Consider the following 21,510-nt stretch of genomic DNA (forward strand, 5'->3'; position numbering starts at 1 on the left):
CGGGGCATTGGTCCAGCAAGCCCAGCGTGGCGAAATCGAACTCGCCTACGTAGACGAAGCGGGCTTCGCGCAAGCGCAGCCGAATCGAAGTGCCTGGACACCAGTCGGGGAGCAACACATGATTGACGCCCGGCGCGGTAAGCGTCTGAACGTGGTCGGAGCACTGCTGTCCTCGGGAGGGCTGTTTGCAGTGAAGTTGTGGGAGACGATGACCTCGATGCTGTTCGTCGGATTTCTCGGCCTGCTGGTCGAACACGTCGGCAAGCCGCTGACCGTGATTCTCGACAATGCATCGGTCCACACGGCCCGCGCACTGCGGCCTTATCTCCGACTGCTACAAACGAAAGGCTTGACGTTGTACTTCCTGCCACCGTACAGCCCGGAGCTCAATCGCATCGAGAAGCTCTGGCACAAGATGAAATACGAGTGGCTGGCCTTCAAGGCCCGCGATACCCAAACCCTTGAAGCCGATGTCGATGTAATCCTTCAGGGATTCGGGGCAGACTACAGATTCACTTTTTGTTGAGAGCTTAATGGCAGTCGGGTCGAAGAACCACCTGGTAGCCGGCTCAATTTGAGCTTCGAATTCGTCGATATTCACTCTCGCCCCTTAATTGTGATAGGTCTTTATTTTATTTTAACCTGAGCTCACCGGATTGCGAACGAAAAGAAGAACGGAGAGGCAATCATGGAAAAGAGCCATAAACCCGGGCCGGGCAACAGGAAAAAAGGGGCGGCTGAACAGCGGCGCTCATCGAGCGCCATACACGTGCAAGAACGTCGACGGCGCAATCGCACACCTCGAACGCGTGCTTTCGGTTCAGTGTGACACCGGGGCTCATGCATTCTCAGCGCGTGCGTCTGCAGCGACTGCTTGACCTTCTCGATAACGCAGACACTAGGTCACTCTTTCGAAGACGCCAGCCTGAAAACGGTCCGGCCCGACGGCTCTGCATCTGATTCGGAAGACATTCGACTTTCAGCACCTGGAGAAGAGGTAAGCCAGCGAGCATCAACGACCAGGTTCAATTGTCGCCTATGCAGCTTACGGAGGTGTCTTCGACATCTCCGATGCCCATTGTATCAACGAATCCCAGCAGACAATGATACGCATTGTTTCCCTGTTTGGCGGCCACGAGGCGGTTCGAAAAAGAAACTCGATTTCCAACGCTGCTTGGAATTCGTTTCTCAGCTACCCTAGCAATATCCGGTATCAGCAGCATTGCTCGCTGGGGTTTCTCACGTTTCACTCCAAAGGATATAAAATGGACCTACTGGTCGGCTCTGCAATTCTGGTAGTTGGATTGATTCTCGGTGGGTTCATATCCTGGATTTGGGCTCGTGGACGTATAGCACTACAAGTCCAGGCGGCTGTTTCCCAGACACTGGCTGCTTCACAGGTTCAAACTGCGCAGTTGGAAGAGCGCCTGCGAGCCACCACTGACGAGTTGAAATCACTGCGTGACTCTCGTGAGCTTGCAGAACGCGAGTACAGCAGTCTCCGAGCGGAATTCGACAAGAAGAGAGACGAGCAGGCGCGACTCGAAGAGCGCTCGTCGCACGTTCCAGGTCTTCAGGCTGAGATTCAAAAACTCAATGAGCTAGTCCACGGCAAAGAAGAAGAGCTTCGGACCGTCGCAACGAGCGAAGCTCAAAAACAGCAACTGGTGGCATCCTTGACCAGCCAGGTGGCACAAGTTGAAACAGAGGCTCGTGAGTTGACTGGACGGCTGGCGTCGTGCACGTCCGCTCTTCAGGAGGCCAACGAGCGGAGAGCGGCATTGGAAGAACAGGCCGCTCGCCTCCCTGCGCTTGAGAGCAGCATTTCCAAGCTTGAAGAACAGGTCCGAAGAGGAGAGGAAGAACTGCGTCGCTTGTCCACCAGCGAAGCACAAAAACAACAACTCGCCGAGTCCCTAACGTCGCAGGTAGACCAATTGGGAAGCGAATGCCGTTCCCTCTCGGAGAAACTCAAGGTAACGGTGGCCACACTCCAAGACGCAAACGAGCGCAAGGCTGCTTTGGAAGAGCAAGCATCCCGCATTCCGGAACTGGAGCACAAACTAGCGTCCACACAGGAGCACCTCTCCAGCATCAGCGGCCAACTGACGGAGCTTCGTGAATCAAGTGGTCGCCAAAACGGAAAGCTTGCGGCCGAACTTGCTGCTGAGCAAGAGGCTGCCACGTTGGTTCGAAACCAGCTCGCAACTGAGAAGAGCGCACGAATTGCGGCTGAGAGGACAGTAAGCCAACTGACCAGTGAATTGACACAGCTCCGGACTCAAGCGGACGCAGACCGCGTGAATGCCGAGGAGAAGCTCCACCTTTTGATGCAAGCGAAGGAGGCACTCGGCGACCAGTTTAAATCTCTCGCGACGGAAATCCTGGAAGAAAAGTCGAAGCGATTCGCCGAACAGAATCAGGTTAATCTGGGCCAGTTGCTCGAACCTCTCAAGACGCGCCTGACGGAATTCCAAGGCAAGGTTGAGGAGGTCTATGTTCAGGAAGGCAAGGACCGTTCGGCGCTCTCCGAGCAGGTAAAGCAACTCGTTGCAATGAACCAGGTTCTAAGCGAAGACGCGAAAAATCTAACTTCCGCGTTGAAGGGGTCGTCCAAGACGCAAGGTAACTGGGGCGAGTTGATTCTTGAACGCGTTCTCGAGGCATCCGGTCTTCGGAAGGGCGAAGAATACGTCGTCCAAGACAGTCAGACCCGCGAAGATGGCTCTCGTGTGCAGCCGGATGTCGTCATTAACCTGCCCGAAGAAAGAAAGCTCGTCGTCGACTCCAAGGTGTCACTTCTCGCTTACGAAAGGTATGCGTCTTCCGAGTCGGAACAAGAAAGAGCCCTCGCCCTTCGCCAACACGTGGACTCAGTTCGCAACCACATCAAATCTCTTTCTGACAAGAAGTATCACGACCTGTATGGAAAGTCGCTCGACTTCGTTCTCGCCTTCGTACCGATTGAGCCGGCTTTCATGTTGGCAGTAACGAACGACAACGACCTATTCATGGAGGCGTGGCGTCGCAACGTACTTCTCGTAAGCCCGTCCACGCTGCTCTTCGTCGTTCGTACCGTCGCCCATCTGTGGCGGCAGGAAGCACAAAACCGGAATTCCCAGGAAATCGCTCGCCGCGGTGCCGAGCTTTATGACAAGCTCTCCGGCTTTGTCGCCGACTTGGAGTCGGTTGGCAATCGAATCGGCCAAGCTCAACAAGCCTTCGAAGCTGCACGCAGCAAGCTTTCCGGCGGGAGAGGCAATGTCATCCGTCAAGCCGAGATGTTGCGCGACCTGGGAGTAAAGCCGTCAAAGTCGTTGCCCCAACCGCTTGTGGAATCGGCGCTTGCAGACGACCGGCCTATCGTGGTTCATGGCGTACTGTCCGAAGCAGCCAATGCTATTGAAGTCAGTGTGACGTCGACGATAACAAATCCTAACTCCGAATCAGAGGAGCGTGCCGGTTAGCGATTCCGCGCGCGCATCTGTGCCCTTGGGTCAACAAGCGGGCTTCCAACGGCATAGGCCGCACTGACCGTGGGCCCGCTTGCCGGCGGCGGAACCGACATGGGAGAAGCGACCCTGCCAAACTCTTCAAAGCCGCGCCGCCTATCTCACTACGAGGCGTGAGCGGCCAGAACTTTCGGGGGCGCCCCTGCGAACTTGCAGGCAACATGGCCTTCGTCGATGCGGCCTTTTGCATTGTCGATTTCTTCGCCGCCATCCTCTTGGCCGCAACCGGCAAGCTCTTGCTCACGACAGCGTTCGGTTTAGCACCCGCCGTCTTGGCCGCCCGAGTTCGACAGATTTTCGTGTAAGTGATTGATTTTGCTGAACCCGGGGGTGCAAATTTGCCACTACAAGCTACGGATTGTCGGTATCGGCAGGTTTAGGGCATCGAAGAGTTCCTTCTGTTCAGGAGTCAGTGTGGACAGGCCGGTTGCGCTTTGGCGCCGATGAAGGACGACCTGATGAAACTGGATGCGCCGGACGATTTCCAGCGCACGCTCGGGCGAGCAGGCTTTGTCGCGGGCCTTCAGACGCATGCGCATCACGCGATACAGCACGAGCGCCAGAAAGCAGATCATCGCGTGTGCGCGAATCCGGTCGGGCAGGCGATGGAACACCGGGCCGATCTCGATTTCGGACTTCAGTACGCGGAAGCCCCGCTCGATGTCAGCCAGCGACTTGTAGCGCTTCACGACGTCGATCGGGGTGAGCTCCGGCACGTTGGTCACGAGGATCAGCTTGCCGTCCATCATGCGGGCGCGGGTCAGTGCACGCTCATCGATGTCGTAGGTGAACAGGTCCGATTTCAGATCAACCCTGACGATCGATGCGAGCTTCGCTTCGCAGACTGCCTGATAAAGACGCGCCTTGGCACCGCTGTCGGAGAGCTTGCGGCCCTTGTGCTTGCGCCCGCCGTCCTGTCCATCGAGCTTGTCGGCCCAGCGCGCTGCGTCCCGTTCAAGTTCGGCAATATGCTTATCGCGCCGGGCACCCATTTCTGCGGCGAAGTCCGGCCGGTGCGCGACGATCAGCCGGTGACCCTGCCACTTGAATTCTCCGATGACTTCGGTGCTGGCCTTCAGGCAGGTGTCGTTATGGAAGCTGGCGAGCAGTTCGTCGAAATCGCTATAGCGTCGCGCCGCGACGGCCAGGATGAATTCCAGTGGCTGGTCATGGACCTTGATGGACTGGATCGCTTCCAGGTTATCCAGCGACAGCAGGCCGCGATCGGCCACCAGCACGACGCGGCGAACCGGATAGCGCGCCAGCACCTTGGTGATCGTTGGCACGAGCGTGTGCGTCTCTGCCGCGTTGCCGGCAAACACTTCGTGATGGATCGGCAGGCCGTCGGCGGTCTGCACGACGCCGAGCATCACCTGGCGCGCGATGTCCCCTTCCTTCGCAAGCCCGTACTGACGGATCTCGCCTGCCATTTCCGAGTGGCCTTCGGTACGGATCGTCGTCAGGTCGTAGAACACGATCGAGAGTTCCTGGTCGATCAGCGGGCGCAGCAGCGCGGCAGACACCTCCTCCAGTGCATCGGCGCACTCGACCAGCGTATCCATGGTGCGCAGCAGCCGTTGATGCGTGACCGTCTCAGGTGCAACGTCCGGCACCATGGTCGCTTCGAGCCATCGCGTGATGCCCAGCTTCGATTCCGGATCGCACAGCCGGTTGAACACCATCACGCGCAGCAGGCGCTCGGCGTCGAACTGGTGATGCGGTCGCAGCACGCGACGGAACGCATCGGCAAAGCCCAGTTCTTCCCACAGCGCCGTGAGCATCCAGGTGTCGCCAACCGACAGGCCCGACGTAAAGGCGGCCTCGCCGGTGCCCTCATTGAGCGTCGGTTTGCCCGCCGCACGCAGCAACCCGTTGATCAGTGCATCGTTACCGCCGGCCTGTACGCTCTCCAGTCGTCCCAAGGTAGCAATCACGCGCTGACGCGACACACCCAGCTCATCGCGAAAGGATTCCATGAGCTGGACGTACTGGCGTGGACCCGAAGACGTGACTTTGATAAACATGCCACAACTGTAGTCACGAATATGGCTTGTTTCAAGCTGTATTGTGGTATCGGCGTGCCACTACAGAGTTATTCAAGGTCCGCGCATCAAGTGTTTGATTTGTCAGCGCCTTTGCCCGCAAACTGCCCCGAAAATCGGTTTAAGCTGTCGAACTCGGGTGGCCGCACTCTTTTCGAAGTAACCTTCTTTGCTCGGACCGCCGACTTTTTCGCTGCTACGGCCTTCTTCACCGCCGCTTTCTTTGCAGTCGGAACCGTCTCGAAGCGCGCTTTAGTCAGATGCGCGGCCTCTTAGAGTGTGAACTGACCGAACTGGGTGCCAATCTGCCAGTCGGCTGTGTGCAGTATTCTCATTGTTTATGCCCTCTGCATTTTTGTCGGAGTCTGTCGTTTGATTCTGCCCGGCTCACGTGACGGCTTCAGGAGATACCGACCTGGAGCCCTCGACTATTTTTGAACAGGGGACGTTTTGTGCCCCCCTCCGCTCCCGATGCCCCTAACACCATGAACGCCGGAAGGCGGTAATAAAAAAAGCCACCCGAAATGGGTGGCTTTAGCTCCCTGTGCCGGCCGTCCTTCAAGCCACCACCCGGGCGCTGGCGGGCATCTCCCTGCTTGCGATGCGGCCGGAGTAGTGCACGAGGGCGCACAGGGTGTTGACGAGCGCCATCTGCTCAGGCTTCGAACACGGCACGGTCAGCAGGTCCGGGCTCGCGACCAGAATGGCGAGCGCCTTCGCGCGCGAGATGGCCACGTTCAGGCGATTCTTGCTGAACAGGAACTCGATATCGCGCGGTAGGTAGTCCGCGTTGGACGTCGCCATCGACATGATGACGACGTGCGCTTCCTGTCCCTGGAACTTGTCCACGGTGCCCACGCGTGCGCCTTTGGGCAGCGCGCTTGAGCTCATTGACCTGCACGTTGTACGACGCCACGACCAGGATGTCGTCGAGCGTCATCGGGACCATGCGCTCGCCGTCGTCGCGGGAGTTGCCGTCATGCCGGAGCGCCCCCACGGCGCGGTAGCCAGGGATACTGCCCTGCATGCAGGTCGCGAAGTGCTCCAGCGCGTCACTATGCGCCGTCGTTGCGATAGCCATTCCTGGTCCGATAGACGTCACATCATCGGGGTGAACGCTCCCATCACGGTGAACGAAACGCTCAACCCGCGCATATCGACCTCGAGTTTGGACACAGACTTCCCCGTGCGGGCGTTCGTCGCGGCAACCCAGGTGCGCAGCTTGGTTTCCTAGTCCGGAACCTTATAGAAGTAACGGAAGGACTGCGCATCTGACTGCGGCGGGCGCGAAATGTCAGGCTTCAACTCGCCCAGGCACTCGGCGTCTTCGATGCGCTCGGTGTCGGTCATTTTCATGCGATGGAACACGGCCCACCAGTCAGGCTTCGCCTCGCGTTGATGGAAAAACACCAGGCGCGCGACAAGGGCACGATACTGGTCGACAAGCGTCCAGTGCTCTTCCTTCGGTGGCAGCGGCTTCAGAATCGCCTCTACCAATGCCTGCGCCCGAAGCGTTTGCTGCTTCGGGGCGGATGCAGCAGCGGGTCCGGCAGCAGTCAGCTTAAGACGATTCGACCACGGCATCGCCGCCGGTCGCAGCGTGAGCAGCCATTCCCGCGACTGATACGTGGATACGACGTCATCTTCGTTGTAGTCAGCGATGTCCTGCAGCAGACGGACTGCTTCTGCGGCCTTACCTGGCTCGCCGACGAAAGCCTTCCAGCGCTCGTAGAAAACGATGCTTGCGCCAGCGTTGGTGACGTCACCCGCACGTGCACCGCGGTAGATTTTTATCGACAACGGAATCCGGGCAGACTCTCCGACTGTGGACAGCATTCGCACGGAGAGACTGTCCTGGCGGCTGGTTAAAACAGACGCTCAGCGGACGTGACGGGCGCGCGCGAAGACATCAACGACCAAGGGACTTCCCCCGTAAAGCGCGCAGAACTCCCGAATTCGGGCCTGCATCGCCTGATACGATGCCTCGATTTCTTCGGTTGTTCCTGTCTCACGGTATCGCGGCTCGTCAATAAAGAGTAATTTAAGCAGGCCCTGTCCTGGCTCGTTCAGAACCGTATGGCCGTACTTTCGAACGGCGGCTGCAAGACCCGTGCTGTCAAGTGCGCGAACACGCTCATCGTTCGTTCGGCGAAACCACTTAATACTCAAATCAACAAGGCGCAACGCAGTGTGATGACTCAGGGTCTTTTGATATTCACTGACCCAATATTCTTTGTATGATTTAACCTGTGCAGCATGGAATTTTTCAAAACCATCGAATGAATTGAGTTCGTTAAAATCCCAAACACCATTGCAAAACTGCTTAATAAGTCGGAAAATCCAAAGCTCGTGTGCCGCCTTGGTTCCCTTTGCCATCCCCGTTGACACGCCTTGAAAATTATCGACACCGCCATACGTAGCATCAGGGTAGGACGCGAGCCATTGCTCGCCCTCCGGCACGAACGCTTCGTAAGCGTTAGCAATACCTTCATCAATCGGCATATTTTCCCCAAAAAATTCAAAATAAGAAGTTGCCATGTTCGCTCTGTGCCCGCGACTCTTTCAGCGGAAAACCTCACGCGAAACCTACAGCGAGGTCTGAATTCTCGGCGAGTTCCAAATCTCCTTCACCCAAGAGATGAAAGCGCGCTGGCGGAGTCTCGGTCGATAACCGGGAGCCGTACATGATTAAATCGCGAACCACGCTGGTATATCGGCCGAACTGACAGAACCTTTAACGCGTGGGCCGCCTGCGTGCGTTGCGGACAGCATGTTGCTAGGAAGGAGTTTGTCAACGCTCTACCTTACACCAATAACTTCTCAACATTCGCTCTACGCGCGTCACTCTTCCGTAGAACTCCGGCGAACGCGCGCTCACTCTGTTCCTCGCAAGTTACTGGATTAATTCGCCCCCAAAGCCTCCGGCAGCCTTGAAGCGAAACCCACCCAGTTACCGCGGCACGTTAGGCAAAAAGCTACCGCACTGCTCGTTGGAAGCGAATAAGCACATAGTCGCAGTGTAGTAGCCGGCACTCCGGAACGGATACAAGCTTAACCACTTATCGAGACGTTTCCCGTCGCAATTCGATGCCCCTGTCCCACCCTCGCGCAATTCACCAGGCGTTCCTGACGGGAGCTGAGACTCACCAGCGCCTGCGCAAGCGCCGTGCACAATGCCTCGATACCGTCTGGCACGTGCATTGCCACGAGGTCGGATTGGCTCTTCTGATGCGCTGCGTCTCCCAGTTGTCGTATCGGCTCTCCGCTCTGAGAGCGACGAGACTTCTATGGCCTGAAGGACCTGAACGCCGGCACTACGCAGGCGAAGTAGGCTCAGCCTCTTATCGAGACAATTCGTGTCGCAATCCAATGATACGTCAACTGTGGCAATTTCAGGTCTCAGCCACGTCACCCGTACTGTCGCATCAGTGGCAGCTATTCTTGTTGTCAAATCATGGCCCCCGCATATTGAGACATGAAATGTCCCAATATGCGCCAGTCTCCGCAGCCATGGCCATCGACACCTGGCGTGCGCCGAGCACTAGAGGCAGACAACCACCAAGTCAACCATACCAAAACGGTTCAGCGAAGACTGGAGGCGCTGGCAAAGGCAACGTCGTCGTCTGTCAGCAGTCAGGCCGGGAACTTCAGTGGCAGCGCAAGTTCGGGGTCGCGGGTATCGCTTCCAAAGGCAGCGGCATGATGACATCCGATGAAGCACTCGCGTTCAAGGTCTTGGAACGATTTGCGACAGACCGGATTCCCGGTCTGTCCAAAAAGTGATTGACCCACTTTTCGAGACGGCCGACGACTGTCTCACACAGGCGCGCATCAGGGACCCTGAAGTACCTATCGTGGGCGGACAAAACCGATGTGGTCGACAGTGGCTTTGCTCTCATCCGGCCGCAATTGCAGCCCGAAGTTTTTGAAAAAGTAACGCATGCGCTGTTTCATGAACAACTGCTCCGCGTTAAATATCGCCCCGGGTACTGGTGTAATTCAGACAAGAAGCCAGGGGCGAAGACGGTCATGCCGTTGGCCATGGTCGAATCGGGCCGTCTCTTCTATATGGTAGCTGCGATATAAAAATACCTCGACCAGCCGACCCTCTATCGCCTGGACCGCATTGTAGATTTTGAGGTACTACCTGAGAGGTTTAGCTATCCAAGAGATTTCAAGCTCGCCGAATACATTGGTAAGCGACGTGAGTTTGACTTTCTACCACAAGGGCATATTCGATTGGAGATAGCATTTCGAGGAAACGCGGGCGAGCATTTGAAGGAAACTGGGCTGTCAGCAGACCAAACTCTCACGAAGATGCGAGACGGCAGATTGAAGGCATCGGGCACAGTTATGCTAAGCCTCAAATTGCGGTGGTGGTTACGGTCATTGGGTCCGGCTGTGGAAGTTCTCGCGCCCGCAAAGCTACGTGCGGAGTTCGCGGAGGAAGCGCGACTTATCGCCCAACAGTACGGAACATGTTGAACGTCTGGGGGCAACCTTGGGAAGGCCTACTGCGCAAAGCTATTTCAGTCGGCTGCGACGCAGAAGGTTGACGTGGCAACAAGCCTGTTACCCGGGGAGCACCCGTCGAGATTGGGCGTTGTCTCAAAAATCACAAAAGGCATCCGACGCGTCGTTGAAAGACGGGGCGCTTGGCAAGCGCATTCCCGCGAACATAGGTATAGCGAACGAAATGCCTCGCGCATCGAGTTCGGTGCTGTATCCTCAGAGACATAATTTACATTTTCGACCCATCAATCGATAATACTCCCGAAACAAACAAAGGCGACGGCGAAATGAATCTGGAAGAGTTCAAGGACGAGATTGCAACCTCGACTGAGTGGCTTTTTCGACCCGACTACCGAAAAGACGGCAACCGGGGTTGACTATAAGTCACTGCGGGTCAGTACTGGATATCGGTATCCGCATCCCAACGCTGCTAAGTGGGTCCACTAGGACTGGCTCAAGGGCTTCAAGGAAGAATTACAATCGGGGTGCATCAGCATAGAAACAATGTGCGAAAGTCGCGGTGGGTTCGGGGAAGCGCTAACGGCGCAGGAAACCGCACTTCACCAATTTTGGGACAGTCGCAAAGAGCCCGGAACTGTGCGCCTCTCCGTGCACTCCGCGCGCCGATTGATGAACATGTCCGTCAAATCGCTTCGCGCGTGGGCAGTCGGCGGCGAGCAGCTCGCCAAGGCAATTCACGACTATGGCGACGCCACGCTTAACGGACCCGTCCTCGATTTAGCCCCAAAATTGATGCCGGCAAGCGGCGAAATGGCTTTTCCAGGATACAGGATTGGCGGGACCGATAACCCATCGGCTTATACACAATTTCCAGCGTGACCGCCGGCACGTAACTTCTGCAATGTCTTGGCAGCGACATGAACCTCTTTGAGTCCCAGCCAAATAGCTTTCGTGCCGGGTTCGCCATCGCCCTTGCGGCCGAGGAATCCGCCCAGGCGCGCGATCAGGCGCAGCACCTCGTTGAGCTTGGGCTTGTCCGGCTGCTTGACGTCGGTCAGCAAATACGCGCCACGAATTTCATCGACATCGAAGAACAGTTCGGCATCCAGATCGGGGCAACTGCGACCCATGTGCATCAGACGGACGATTCGCCAAGCCACGACCAGAAACAGCGCCAGCGCGCGTTCGAGCCGTTCGATCGCGCCCAGTTGCAGCGCCTCGACCCGGCAACCGTTCTTCAGCACGTTGAACAAGATCTCGATTTCCCAGCGCGCCCGATACCAGTCGATCAGTTCAATCGCTTCCTGCAACGTCGTGGCTTCGCGGTTGGTCAGCAAGCGCCATTCGATCGGCTTGACGCCGCCTGGTGCATCAAACTCACGCGCCACCAGACACGTGGCCGCAACGCTCTGACCAACGCCTGCCGGCAGTTCGATGCGCCGCAACCATACGTGCTGACGCACCTGGCGCGCCTTCACGCCGTGACGCGAGCCCATCGTGAAGGCAATCTCGCCCAGCGGTGTGCCTTCTGTCGTCGCTGTCCATAGCTTGGCTCCCTCGGGCAGCGCGCGGTCGTGGGTCGAGCGAATCAGCCAATCCGCCGGCGTGCCCAACTCCTGCGCCCGCACCATCAGCGCGAGCATGTCTGCCTCGCGATCAGCGACGTACACCAGTCGCGTGTGTGGCAGGCTCGATGCCGTTTCCGCTACGCGCTCGTAACCCTCGATCCAGCGCAGGCTTTCCTTGAGGCCGCCGCGCTGGCCCTGCGCGTCCTTGGGCTCACGCGCCCACATCCATGCGTCGAGTACACCCAGCGGCACCCGCTCAGGCGTCACCGCATAGGTCGGATGCAAATACATCCCGCGCTGCATCTCATAAGACAGTGGCCCAAGGCCCGCGGCCTGCCGGCCGTTGAAATCCAGTTCCGTGGTGTCCTGCAGGCACAACACGACCGACTGAGCGGCCATTCGTTGCTCGGTCTGCCGCCAGTGCGGTTCCAGAATCGCACTCCACTCGACCTCGCCGTTGTCGAAGAAGCGGTACGCCGCCATCGTCTCGCCCCAGCCCCGACACGCCTGCGGCACGCCAGCCGTCGGCTTGGCCGCCAATCGTTCCATCAATGTCCTCGCTCGCTTGTTCAAGCGCGCGTCGCCAAGGTCGAGGTCAGCAAATTCGGTTTGCGTCCAGCACGGTGCTTCCAGGGCCAAGGCGTTCACGCAAAAAGCGAGAGTAAACGCGATGCGCCGAAAGTTTACAAGCCCCCGTCGATCTCATTGCCCGACGACGGTTTGTTCCGGCCTACGGTTGCGGAGGGCTGACTTGTGTATAAGACGATGCCGATAACCACGTACAAGCATGGCAAAAATATTCGGCTGCCCAAAGTGCTATACGGCAGTTCTGTAAAGAGCGTGGGACTACTCCGGTTATCTTCGATACTATTGCACGTAAAGAGCATCTCGCGAAGTCGGGCATAGCCGCGTAAGGTTCTGTTGACATGCCCGCAGGCCGTAGGGCCGGTGCTCACTGAATGGTTGTAGCTGCCGTGGCCTTTCGGAGTTCGCCCTTCACGCAGGTAGTGCACTTGTCAACGGGGCCCTGGGGCCCTCAACGACGTCTGTGTGGTTCACATACGCCGCTAGAAAGCATAGCGTATTGACGAGGCTCATCTCCTCGGGCGTTGAACAGCGAATGCCTTGCAGAGCAGGACTTGCAACGACCACCGTGAGACTTTTAGCGCGCGAGATGGCCACATTGAGTCGATTCTTGCTGAAGAGGAACTCGATGTTACGCGGGGCATAGTCGCCGCTCGATGTCGTCATGGAGACAAGTACCGCCTGCGCTTCCTGCCCCTGGAAAGCGTCAACAGTCCCCACGCGCGCACCAGTCGGTAGCGTTGCACGCAGCCGGTTCACTTGCACGTTGAACGGCGCGACCACCAGGATGTCGTCAACCGACATGCGGCGCTCGACGCCGTCCTTGTCCCGGAACTTCTGCTTTAGCAGGCTGTTAAACAGCTGAAGGATGACCTTCGCTTCCTCTTCGCTATCCTGCGAACAACCGTCGTGCACAACTGGCACGAACTGGATGCCAGTCGGCTTGAGCGCAGGGTGCGCGTCGGGCCCCAGCACGAGCGCCTGCACGTACGTCGACGGGTCGGAGACCAGGCGTCCGTCGTAAATGGCGTCCGAGATGAAGCGGCAGATGTCCGAGTGCATGCGATACGTTATCTTCAGGAAAATGCCCTGTTCTGGCGGAATGGTCGCCTTGCCGTTGAGCAGGTAATCCAGCGACGATTCGCCCGAACGGCCAGGGTGAACCCCCTTAACAGGCTGGCTCAACTGCATCTGGTCGCCCAGCAGCACCACATTTTTCGCACAAGTACCAAGCGCAATGAGGTTGGCGAGTGCAACCTGACCTGCTTCGTCGACAAAAAGGTAATCGAACGCCTGGTCGAATTCGGGTCGCGAAAAAAGCCATGACGTGCCTGCTACGAGGTCGTATTCGCCCGCGACAATGTCGTCGTTCGTGCGGACATCAACGATAGATTGCCCACCGAATTCGTGGCCCTTGTCCGAGCGCTTCGCGCCGTAAACGAAGAAATCCTTTTCTTTGGCAACCTTCTCGACGCCGCCGAGAAGGTTGTTGATAGCGTGATGGCTGTTGGAGCTGATGGCCACCCGCTTGCCGGCCTTGAGCAGCTCGACGATGAGGTGCGAGCCCGTGTACGTCTTGCCGGCGCCCGGCGGCCCCTGCAGGAAAAGCACGCTGTTTTGCAGAGCAGTGACCGTCTCGATGATGTGAGACAGAGGATTCTCGACATCGGGCACCAGCGCTGCGCCCTGCGTTACGCAGTCGACACGCGGCAGCTCATGGCGCAGAAACGCCTCGAGTGCGGGGTAGGTCTTATCGCCCGCAACGAACGATTGGGCAAAGCGCAGAAGCGCGGCCTGCTGGACTTCTGTGTCAATCGGTCCCGGGGGAATCACGCTCAGCTTGTCTGCGGGCGCCGGCTGTGAATTTCCGACCTTAAAGCTGACGGTTCGTGTCAACGTGTCAACAACGAGGCCGCCTGCTGAGTTGAATCCATCCGTGCGCTGGCAGGGCGAATCATTGCGCAACTTCGTCTCCTGAGGCGGATAGGTATAAAAGTAGCGCCTCGAGCGGTCAGCCACTTCCGGCTTGCGCGAATAATCGCGCTCAAGCGCGCCCAGACATTCGGCATCGTCAATCAGCTCCGTCACGGTCGCTTCCTTGCGTCGGAAGTAGTCCCAGTACTCGGGCTTCGCGGCGCGCCGGTGAAAGCTGAGCAACTGATAGACGAGTTCACGCACGCGCTCTTCAGCGCTCCAGGTCTTCGGGTCGAGAGGTAGGCTGTCGACGAGAGCCTGCCGCATCGGCGCAAGACGCGCTTCCAGCGCAGTCCGGTTCGTCGTGGACTCCTTCTCCGTGTCACCGAAGCGCGCCCAGCCGATGGAGGGGCGTTGCGCCAGCATCCACTTATGCAATTCGGCGGTCGACTTTACGTCGTCAAGGTTATATGCCTCGATGTCGTCAAGGAGCTTCTGCTCCTGAGTCTTGAGCCACTCCTCGTAATACACGATGCTCGCGCCAGCGCTCTTCACTTCGACGGTACGCTTGTCAAAATAGAAGTGCTCGATGCTCTTGATGCTGTAGTTTGGCTCACTCACGACGATGCTTTCGCGGACGACCTTGTAAAGGTCCACAAGGCGGTGCTGACGCAGCAGGTCATCGACCTGCGCCTCGCGGGTGCCGTGAACCATCATGAGCCGCTGAAGGGCGGTGCGCTCGTAGTCGGCGTAGTGGTAGATGTAGGCGTCCGGATGCTTCACCAGGTGCGCCGTGACGAAGTCGACGAAGTTTTCGAACGCGCACTTCTCAGCCGCGCGACTATGCGCCCAGAAGGCGACGAACTTCGGCTCTCCCGCATCGTCCCACAGATAGACGCCAAACAGGTACTCGAGGCCGCCGGGAACCAGCGGGTCACCCTCCATGTCGAAATAGAGGTCATGGCGCGACGGCTCTGGAAGCCGGTAGAAACCCCGGAGGCCCTGCGGGTCGAGCGGAAGGTGCTCGACGTAGCGCTCACCCGTGGCCCGTGCGCGATGCTGGAGCTCCGCCTGCCGGTGCAGCTTCAGATAAGTCGGAAGCGCCATCCTGACGCCGTCTGGCGGCGTCGCGCTGGTCGCCAACTGCGCCATCGTTGAAACTCCGCCGGCGGTGAGCCGCTTGGCGTGAAGTCTGGAGAGATTGGCGACCTGACTCAGATGGTCGTCGTCGAGTCGCTGCTTTTCGCAGCCATCCCGCCAGTGGCACAAGTTGCAACGGGAGCAGGGTTCCGGATACGTCCCGGCGGTATCGGCGCTAGCCGCATGGGCCAGAAAACGCTCGCGAAGCACGTCGAAGTAGTGAGCATAGTCGGCGCAACGGTAGGCCACTTCGTCGTTTGTGCCCAGCACGACGTGCAGATAGTCGGGCGGCACGCCCTGAGTCCGCCGAATGAGCGCGGAATACAGCGCCAGCTGAACGATAAATTTCGCCCGGGTGCTGCGCCCGAGCTTCGTGTCGAGAGGCTCATAGCTGAAAGAACCCAATGCCGAGCGTTTTCCGACCTTGCGCATGAAGTCGATGTAGCCCACAAACGGGCCGTCCGTAAGCACGCCCTGATAGATGATGTCAGCGCCTGCCTGCATGGCCAGCAGCGTGGCCCGCTCGCGGCCTTTCGCGCTTCGGCCGTGCTGGGTGATGTCGACGACTTCCCCGTCGGGATACTGCCTTTTCAAGCGCTCAAGGTAGGCGGCTTCGTGGGCGTGGCCTTTTTCCTGAATGAGTATGGCTTCGTCATCTGATTCTGTACGCGACATGGGCGCGTAGAGACTGCGGACGTCCAGCGTTGTGGAGTGTTCACATTCGAGAAAAGAGACAAGGTCGGTTGCTGAATACCTCGTCCCGTGAGACGTCTTGTGCATGTTCGATTCGCCAAAAATGTCGACGGCTAGGCTAGACACCTCGTCACGCGTGCGGAACGTGCTTGGCGATTCGCCCTGCAGATATCCGCCCGTTCTGCGCCGGGCCGCTAACAATACTTGCTATTGTCGAGCGTGACCATAGTTTTGTATCGGTCATCCAGTCCAAAACTTCGACGGACGCTCAACTCGATGACTTAATCAACACGGACCGCCTATTACATTGCCGGCTCAGGCTCGAGGCTGACGGACGAACGAATTTCGGGCAGCGCCGGAAGACTTGCCAAGTCATAGACCGGGGCGAAGTTTGGCCTGACCCACGTCATGGCCTCGGATTGCCCCTCCTGAATCAGAAAGTACATGTCGATTTCCGACGGGCGAATTTCATATTCGAGCGCGTACTCCTGTAGTAGACGGGCGACCTTCTTCAAGCCTTTGTCCGTCTTCGCCTCCTTCTCCGTGACAATGCCGAGCTTCATGGCAACGCGCATAACGATGACGTCAGGCTTCACGCAGTCGTAGCCCAAATGCAGAAGCATGTGCGACAGGGAAGTGACGCTGCTAAGATAAGGAACGCCGTGCTCCTTCATCTGATTTTTCAGCCCAGCGAACCCCTTCCAGAATGCGGGAATGTCTGCACCGGTTTGGATGCGGGTCGGAATGCTGTCATTGAACAAGGTCGAGATGGCTCCCACACGCTGGATGGCTCGGGCGGCCATCACGACGAAGTAGGCTTTGCTGCCATTCATGATAGGGCTGAGCGTCGTTTCCCAGTGTTCTTCGACGACGTCACACGGATTGAGGGCCGCAACCGCGTCAACGTCATAGTCAAACCAGACCTCATCGTACCCGTTGCTGTCAATCATGTTCGTGACCCGGGAGGAATCGGCATGTGCATATGCGATGATGTGCGCCAGATTCCGCAGGAAGTCGCTGTTGCTGACCAGCGGCGTGACGACGCGATTGCGCCGCCTGATGAGCTCGTTCGTGAAGTTGGGCTCCTCGCGGAAGGTGTCTATGTGCGCCACGATGCGGCGGATGACCGCAAACAGTTCTTTATTCTGGGACATAAATTTTTTGAAAATAATACGGACGCTGGAAAAAGACCACCCGCAGGGTGGCCGGAAATCGTGCAGCAAAGGCCGTTTGTTGGCCGCTGATTAGCCACATACGTGAAAAATTGTCGTTCAACTGGTTAGCGGCATTAATTGTGAATTCTTTAAATGCGGGGAGAACTGAGTGCAACACGAACACGTGGTCCTCACCTAATCCAGACGGTTTCTCATGCCACTTAATCGCGGAACGCTATTGCAGCTCGCCCCAGCGCGTCGAATGGCGTCACGCCCGGTCAGAGCGAGCCCTTGAGACCCTTAAAAACCTGACACTTCCTTGCTCCTTCCAACGCACCTAACTCCTTCCAAATCGATTTGAGCCTCCTGCGCTCACGTGCTTCGCCAAGGAAATAAGCTGGCTAGAATAGTTCCCCGTCTACTTCGATTGAAAACACCCGAAAGGAAGCGGCACGGCGCTCCTAGTCTTGTGCTGTGTCGCCCATATTGGCTAACTTCTGCTCGCAACCACGCTTCTGGCGGGTGCCAACAGAAGCCGCGACACGCCCGCGCATGGGATGTCGGCGTGAATGGGTTCTCCGCATCGTCAAGGTCGACGCGGCTCAAATATTCCAATCTTCCGCCAGCCTTGAAAATGAGTCGTTCCATATATCTCCCAAGCGCCGAGGTGCGGGCGAATCGGCTGCGTATCGGCGCGCCGCCAGCAAGGTCACAACAGAGTTGGGTTAACAACGGTTTTCAAATCTTCCAGTCGCCGCTGTTTGATGCCTAGGTGCGCAAGCGGTGTGTGTGCCCCTGAAATCGACCGATTGTAACGTTCGACGCGAGCGCGGTCAGCCCGACCGATACTGCGTCTTCCGGTTGCGCTTCCAGTTCCGTTCAAACGAACGACCCACGAGGTCCCAGCTGTGGGGCAAGTTTCTGCCGCTTCGACACGGTCGCGCGGGAACCTCGCCGTCTTCGAAGACGACAAGCGCATTGAGTCGCAGTTCCGCCGCAGTGCACATCCGGCGGTACCCGTCTCCACCACGGCAATTGCTTCCCTGGTATTGAACACCATAGCTGCACTGAACGCGCGACCGCTGACGCGGCGAGAACTCCGCGAAATCCTCCGGGGCAAGCGGCAGGCCAACGGTATTGAGCAGCAGAAACCGCGTGCGCATCCAGGTGGGAAACGTGAACACCGAGGCGACCGATGACTGCGCCAGCCATTGCTGGACAGAGCCGGGGCGGTTGCGCTCAAGCTGCGAGCAAAGCCGTTGGTGTCCCCCTGCGCTTTCACGACTCGCGCCTTTGTGGAGTAACTCCAGACGCTCCCATTGCGGTCGAAAAGCGTGTACGGCCCGTCTGAACGCGGGATGACATGCAAGTGAGGTCTCCGGTAGTTCTAACCTCACATGGACTCCCCCCTGCAAAATGGCGTCGCATGATATTCCTTCCCGATACCACCTGATAAGTGAACCGGTCCGATGCGCCGCACCGGGCGCCGGATGCCTGTCAACATCCTGCAACTGCATCAGGACAATCCGTGTCTCGTAGGGATGTTCTCTCGCTACAGGCGAGCGAAGGACTTCCATATCAGATTTTCACCGTTGTTTTTGACCAAACGAGGGTGACCTGCATATCGAGACATCAAATGTCGCAATACACAAGGACAATACGTTATCAGCAGTCGTCATACCGCTCGGACGTTTCGGAAGCGCTATGCCCACACTGATTGCTGCTGCACGCAACTCAAATACGAGCGACTTATTGTCGTCGCCGTGCACTATCGTCTGACAGCCGACGGGTACCCCATCGGAGGGCGTTCGAACAAAACATAAGAACCTGAGAGAACGAGATGAAACCCAGTACAAAAGGAGTCGGCGCCGTCAGAAGTTCTTACACCGCCCAAAACGTTGACGGCGCACTCGCTCACCTCGAGCGAGTGTTATCGCTGGAAGGACTTGATTCTTTGTTCGGTCGGACTTACTGGCACATGCGAGTTATACAGATAAGCGCGACGCCTGGACTATGGCACTCGCACCGGGCGCGGCTACAGCATCTGCTGGACCTGCTCGCGGACGTCTCGAAGGCTGCCGCGAATCTTGAACCGGCTAACGACATTCCCCGAGTTGCTAAGGCAACGCTTTTCTAAAACAGGATACTCGTCGAAATCAGGATACTTACGGGTTTGCTTGCAAGCCCTTTGCCAGTGCTGGCAAAGGCAGCACGAGCACTCGTTGGGATGCGACGCATCCTTTTCTTTTCTTGACCGTGCGTGGATTCGAGGAAGTCTTAATGAGCGGTAGAGTGTCTGTCGTGAGCCACCCTTGGCTGGCGGGTCATCTCAAAATAATCGCGTTTGGGGACATGCCATCGCCTACAGATGCCGCACTCGACGACGCAGTGAACCCACGTTGCCAGGTGCTTTTTCATATTATCGCGGGGCGGCCAGCGGAGGTTTCTCGCCGCACGTGGTATGAATTGCGCTACTGTCCGGGTACGATGGGCTGGCTGCAGTGCTCGGCAAATTTGGCCATCTTCACCTTGCAACGAATCGCGGTACAGGCACTGGAAGAAGAGAAGTGCACGGCCCGAGTCCGCACCGGGCGTATAACGAAAGGCATCCATTCAAATCCTCGTTCCGATTCGAGCGTTGTTAGTAACCTTCAGGGTATGGAGGTATCAGCCAGGACTCAACATACGGTGCGCTCTCACGGAACCGGCCAAGCACTGGCAATACGCGGACTCGGCGAGAGGGAAACTTGCTCTGCATGCCGGAGCGCGGTGCCCCCCGGCGCAGCTCGGTGCGCAGCGTGCGACGCTGCCCTCGTCCGTTTCTAGCTTCGCCGAAAGATAGACGCTACCACTTTTAGGTACCTTTTTCCTCACACCGCCAGGTCTGAGCTTCCGGCTGCAAGTAGCTAATTGATTGAGAGTTCGACACTTGGGCAGTGGCCCGTAATGCGGAATGGCGGACACCCTCCTGAAGTCCCGCAGCAAGTTGTCAGTATCGTATATTCGAAAGGCCCAACCCATACTTGACGGTATGGAACCCGGCCAGACCCACTTCTGGTGGCCGGCATGTTTAAAGCGGCCATTCGCCCTGAAACACGAAAATTAAAAGAATCGAGCCACTGAATGTCTCAACCCCAGCGCACACTGGCGTCTTGCCCACGATAGGAGACCATTCTTGATGGCGTTAGACCAGGAACTCGCTACTCAGTATGCAAATGTGCTGCCCGCACTCGAGGCGTGGCACCGCAACCCGGCCAACGAAAACACCGATATCGGTCTCGACGTCGCGGGCATTCGCGGCGTCGGAACGGGCACAATAGTGGCAACAACATTGCACATCGAGGAGGACCGAGCTTGAACGACACCCCCGCCCTAAGCGCAGAGTTCAGTCGTCTGGCCTTTCGATTCGAGAGCGTCTTTCACGTCGACGCGATGCTCGACGACGGGCGCCTGCCTGCGGATATCAGGAAGGCATTCACGGATGATTTCGACTCGGTGATGCTCGCGCTGCGCCGCGATTTCCTCGAAGGACAGGCAGACCAACCCGCCGACGCGGAGCAGTTGCGCCAGAAGATTGAAGCCTTTATCGAGGACGAGAACGGAGAGCTTGGCTGGCTGGTCAAGGCCCGGCAGCGCGAGTTCGTCGTAGTCGGCAATGGTGAAGTTCACTATTCATGGGCGCCGGTGCGCACCGCCTGGTTTCACGCACCGAGCTACGAGGCCGCACAACGCGCGGCGCTCGAGTGGGCAGAACAGTATTCGCGAGAAGTCTGGGGCGAGACGGAGGACGACGAAGCCTGAACCGCTTGACCGGTCGCGGTCGCGGTCGCGGTCGCTAACCAGCAACAATGCCTGCGAAAAGGGACAGAATTTGTCTCATTTATGCCCGACAATTCTGTTTTTTGACAAGAGGAGACCAGATGACCGGCACGCCCATCGAATGCTTCATCCGTTGCAACGCCCTCTCGGTGCGCCTCGAGCGCATCATGCATCTCGATTCCATGCTCGTCGACTGGCACTTCTTCGACCCGACGCGTTCGGAAATCGAAGCAGAACTGTCCGATGCGCGAGATGCCCTTCTCGCCGGCGGCTTGCAACTGCCCGGCCTTGAAGCGGCAAACACCATCGACAACTTCGAGGAAATCCTGCATAACAGCGTATTCGACCGGGTGCAGGTGCTCGGCTTCCTCGTCAAGGCGCGCCAGCCTTACTTCCAGATAGATGGCGAGCGACTCGGTTATTCCTGGGAAGTGAGTCGCGACCAGTGGTTTTACGCACTCACCTTCGAAGACGCACTCGAGAAGGCCTGTACCTGGGGCCAAGCCTTCCACGACGAGGCTTGGGCTCGGGCACGCGGAGAAAAATAAGCCGCGTCTGTTCAGGCTGCGGCATTCCCGTCCCCGGTGATGCCGCCAATAACGGCGCCGAC

Annotated in this window: 17 protein-coding genes and 1 pseudogene; 9 read left to right on the top strand and 9 right to left on the bottom strand. The window is 57.8% G+C overall.

Annotated elements, in window-relative coordinates:
• Nucleotides 1-7: 7 nt before the first annotated feature.
• The 3 genes from P0D84_RS10680 to P0D84_RS10690 all read left to right on the top strand — a co-directional run bounded on the left by P0D84_RS10680 (nt 8) and on the right by P0D84_RS10690 (nt 3,817).
• Complete coding sequence (locus P0D84_RS10680) at nt 8-526, top strand: IS630 family transposase (RefSeq protein ID WP_408335907.1); 519 nt, start codon at nt 8-10, stop codon at nt 524-526.
• Nucleotides 527-1,265: 739 nt separating this feature from the next.
• The gene (locus tag P0D84_RS10685) at nt 1,266-3,467 is read left to right on the top strand and encodes a DNA recombination protein RmuC (protein ID WP_408335910.1); all 2,202 of its coding nucleotides are present in this window, start codon (nt 1,266-1,268) and stop codon (nt 3,465-3,467) included.
• A 206-nt stretch (nt 3,468-3,673) separates the two neighbouring features.
• On the top strand, nt 3,674-3,817 hold the full coding sequence (locus tag P0D84_RS10690; RefSeq protein ID WP_408335913.1) for a hypothetical protein: 144 nt from the start codon (nt 3,674-3,676) through the stop codon (nt 3,815-3,817).
• Nucleotides 3,818-3,856: 39 nt separating this feature from the next.
• On the opposite strand, the gene P0D84_RS10695 is transcribed toward P0D84_RS10690, so the two are convergent.
• The 5 genes and pseudogenes from P0D84_RS10695 to P0D84_RS10715 all read right to left on the bottom strand — a co-directional run bounded on the left by P0D84_RS10695 (nt 3,857) and on the right by P0D84_RS10715 (nt 8,092).
• On the bottom strand, nt 3,857-5,536 hold the full coding sequence (locus tag P0D84_RS10695; RefSeq protein WP_408331403.1) for an IS1634 family transposase: 1,680 nt from the start codon (nt 5,534-5,536) through the stop codon (nt 3,857-3,859).
• A gap of 209 nt (nt 5,537-5,745) precedes the next feature.
• Nucleotides 5,746-5,889 (bottom strand): annotated as a pseudogene (locus tag P0D84_RS10700) (metallophosphoesterase family protein); the annotation flags it as partial.
• Nucleotides 5,890-6,112: 223 nt separating this feature from the next.
• The gene (locus tag P0D84_RS10705) at nt 6,113-6,445 is read right to left on the bottom strand and encodes a C-terminal helicase domain-containing protein (RefSeq protein WP_408335916.1); all 333 of its coding nucleotides are present in this window, start codon (nt 6,443-6,445) and stop codon (nt 6,113-6,115) included.
• Nucleotides 6,446-6,784: 339 nt separating this feature from the next.
• A complete protein-coding gene (locus tag P0D84_RS10710; protein WP_408335919.1) occupies nt 6,785-7,390 on the bottom strand; it encodes a hypothetical protein in 606 nt (201 codons plus the stop codon).
• Between the two features lie 42 nt (nt 7,391-7,432).
• Nucleotides 7,433-8,092 carry a hypothetical protein gene (locus tag P0D84_RS10715; RefSeq protein WP_408335922.1) on the bottom strand — a complete coding sequence of 220 codons (660 nt, stop codon included), beginning with the start codon at nt 8,090-8,092 and terminating at the stop codon, nt 7,433-7,435.
• A 942-nt stretch (nt 8,093-9,034) separates the two neighbouring features.
• Here P0D84_RS10715 and P0D84_RS10720 point away from each other — a divergent pair.
• The 3 genes from P0D84_RS10720 to P0D84_RS10730 all read left to right on the top strand — a co-directional run bounded on the left by P0D84_RS10720 (nt 9,035) and on the right by P0D84_RS10730 (nt 10,039).
• Nucleotides 9,035-9,337, top strand: coding sequence for a hypothetical protein (locus P0D84_RS10720; RefSeq protein WP_408335925.1), 303 nt, complete (start codon nt 9,035-9,037; stop codon nt 9,335-9,337).
• A gap of 90 nt (nt 9,338-9,427) precedes the next feature.
• Complete coding sequence (locus P0D84_RS10725; protein ID WP_408335928.1) at nt 9,428-9,640, top strand: hypothetical protein; 213 nt, start codon at nt 9,428-9,430, stop codon at nt 9,638-9,640.
• A gap of 153 nt (nt 9,641-9,793) precedes the next feature.
• Entirely contained in the window at nt 9,794-10,039 is a 246-nt protein-coding gene (locus P0D84_RS10730; RefSeq protein ID WP_459252200.1) for a WCX domain-containing protein, read from the top strand.
• A gap of 845 nt (nt 10,040-10,884) precedes the next feature.
• On the opposite strand, the gene P0D84_RS10735 is transcribed toward P0D84_RS10730, so the two are convergent.
• The 4 genes from P0D84_RS10735 to P0D84_RS10750 form a co-directional block, all read right to left on the bottom strand.
• Nucleotides 10,885-12,234: an IS4 family transposase gene (locus P0D84_RS10735; protein WP_459252212.1), complete on the bottom strand. Its 1,350-nt coding sequence runs from the start codon at nt 12,232-12,234 to the stop codon at nt 10,885-10,887.
• A 357-nt stretch (nt 12,235-12,591) separates the two neighbouring features.
• Nucleotides 12,592-16,014, bottom strand: coding sequence for a TM0106 family RecB-like putative nuclease (locus P0D84_RS10740; RefSeq protein WP_408335931.1), 3,423 nt, complete (start codon nt 16,012-16,014; stop codon nt 12,592-12,594).
• A gap of 215 nt (nt 16,015-16,229) precedes the next feature.
• Nucleotides 16,230-17,081 carry a hypothetical protein gene (locus P0D84_RS10745; RefSeq protein WP_408335934.1) on the bottom strand — a complete coding sequence of 284 codons (852 nt, stop codon included), beginning with the start codon at nt 17,079-17,081 and terminating at the stop codon, nt 16,230-16,232.
• Nucleotides 17,068-17,265 (bottom strand): hypothetical protein, encoded by a 198-nt coding sequence (locus tag P0D84_RS10750; protein ID WP_408335937.1) that lies wholly within the window; start codon nt 17,263-17,265, stop codon nt 17,068-17,070. The genes P0D84_RS10745 and P0D84_RS10750 overlap by 14 nt, the downstream gene beginning before the upstream one ends.
• 2,991 nt (nt 17,266-20,256) lie before the next feature.
• Here P0D84_RS10750 and P0D84_RS10755 point away from each other — a divergent pair.
• The 3 genes from P0D84_RS10755 to P0D84_RS10765 all read left to right on the top strand — a co-directional run bounded on the left by P0D84_RS10755 (nt 20,257) and on the right by P0D84_RS10765 (nt 21,448).
• On the top strand, nt 20,257-20,439 hold the full coding sequence (locus P0D84_RS10755) for a hypothetical protein (protein WP_408335940.1): 183 nt from the start codon (nt 20,257-20,259) through the stop codon (nt 20,437-20,439).
• The gene (locus P0D84_RS10760; protein ID WP_408335943.1) at nt 20,436-20,882 is read left to right on the top strand and encodes a hypothetical protein; all 447 of its coding nucleotides are present in this window, start codon (nt 20,436-20,438) and stop codon (nt 20,880-20,882) included. The genes P0D84_RS10755 and P0D84_RS10760 overlap by 4 nt, the downstream gene beginning before the upstream one ends.
• 119 nt (nt 20,883-21,001) lie before the next feature.
• Nucleotides 21,002-21,448: a hypothetical protein gene (locus P0D84_RS10765; protein WP_408335946.1), complete on the top strand. Its 447-nt coding sequence runs from the start codon at nt 21,002-21,004 to the stop codon at nt 21,446-21,448.
• Nucleotides 21,449-21,510 lie beyond the last annotated feature (62 nt).

This window comes from Paraburkholderia sp. RL17-337-BIB-A (assembly GCF_046025895.1).
Classification (GTDB): domain Bacteria; phylum Pseudomonadota; class Gammaproteobacteria; order Burkholderiales; family Burkholderiaceae; genus Paraburkholderia; species Paraburkholderia fungorum_C.

What these genes read in the sequence shown, in the direction of transcription:
- P0D84_RS10685 (WP_408335910.1), top strand. Translation starts at nt 1,266, where the DNA reads ATGGACCTACTGGTCGGCTCTGCAATTCTGGTAGTTGGATTGATTCTC.
- P0D84_RS10690 (WP_408335913.1), top strand. Translation starts at nt 3,674, where the DNA reads ATGGCCTTCGTCGATGCGGCCTTTTGCATTGTCGATTTCTTCGCCGCC.
- P0D84_RS10695 (WP_408331403.1), bottom strand. Translation starts at nt 5,536, where the DNA reads ATGTTTATCAAAGTCACGTCTTCGGGTCCACGCCAGTACGTCCAGCTC.
- P0D84_RS10705 (WP_408335916.1), bottom strand. Translation starts at nt 6,445, where the DNA reads ATGAGCTCAAGCGCGCTGCCCAAAGGCGCACGCGTGGGCACCGTGGAC.
- P0D84_RS10710 (WP_408335919.1), bottom strand. Translation starts at nt 7,390, where the DNA reads ATGCTGTCCACAGTCGGAGAGTCTGCCCGGATTCCGTTGTCGATAAAA.
- P0D84_RS10715 (WP_408335922.1), bottom strand. Translation starts at nt 8,092, where the DNA reads ATGGCAACTTCTTATTTTGAATTTTTTGGGGAAAATATGCCGATTGAT.
- P0D84_RS10720 (WP_408335925.1), top strand. Translation starts at nt 9,035, where the DNA reads ATGTCCCAATATGCGCCAGTCTCCGCAGCCATGGCCATCGACACCTGG.
- P0D84_RS10740 (WP_408335931.1), bottom strand. Translation starts at nt 16,014, where the DNA reads ATGCACAAGACGTCTCACGGGACGAGGTATTCAGCAACCGACCTTGTC.
- P0D84_RS10745 (WP_408335934.1), bottom strand. Translation starts at nt 17,081, where the DNA reads ATGTCCCAGAATAAAGAACTGTTTGCGGTCATCCGCCGCATCGTGGCG.
- P0D84_RS10765 (WP_408335946.1), top strand. Translation starts at nt 21,002, where the DNA reads ATGACCGGCACGCCCATCGAATGCTTCATCCGTTGCAACGCCCTCTCG.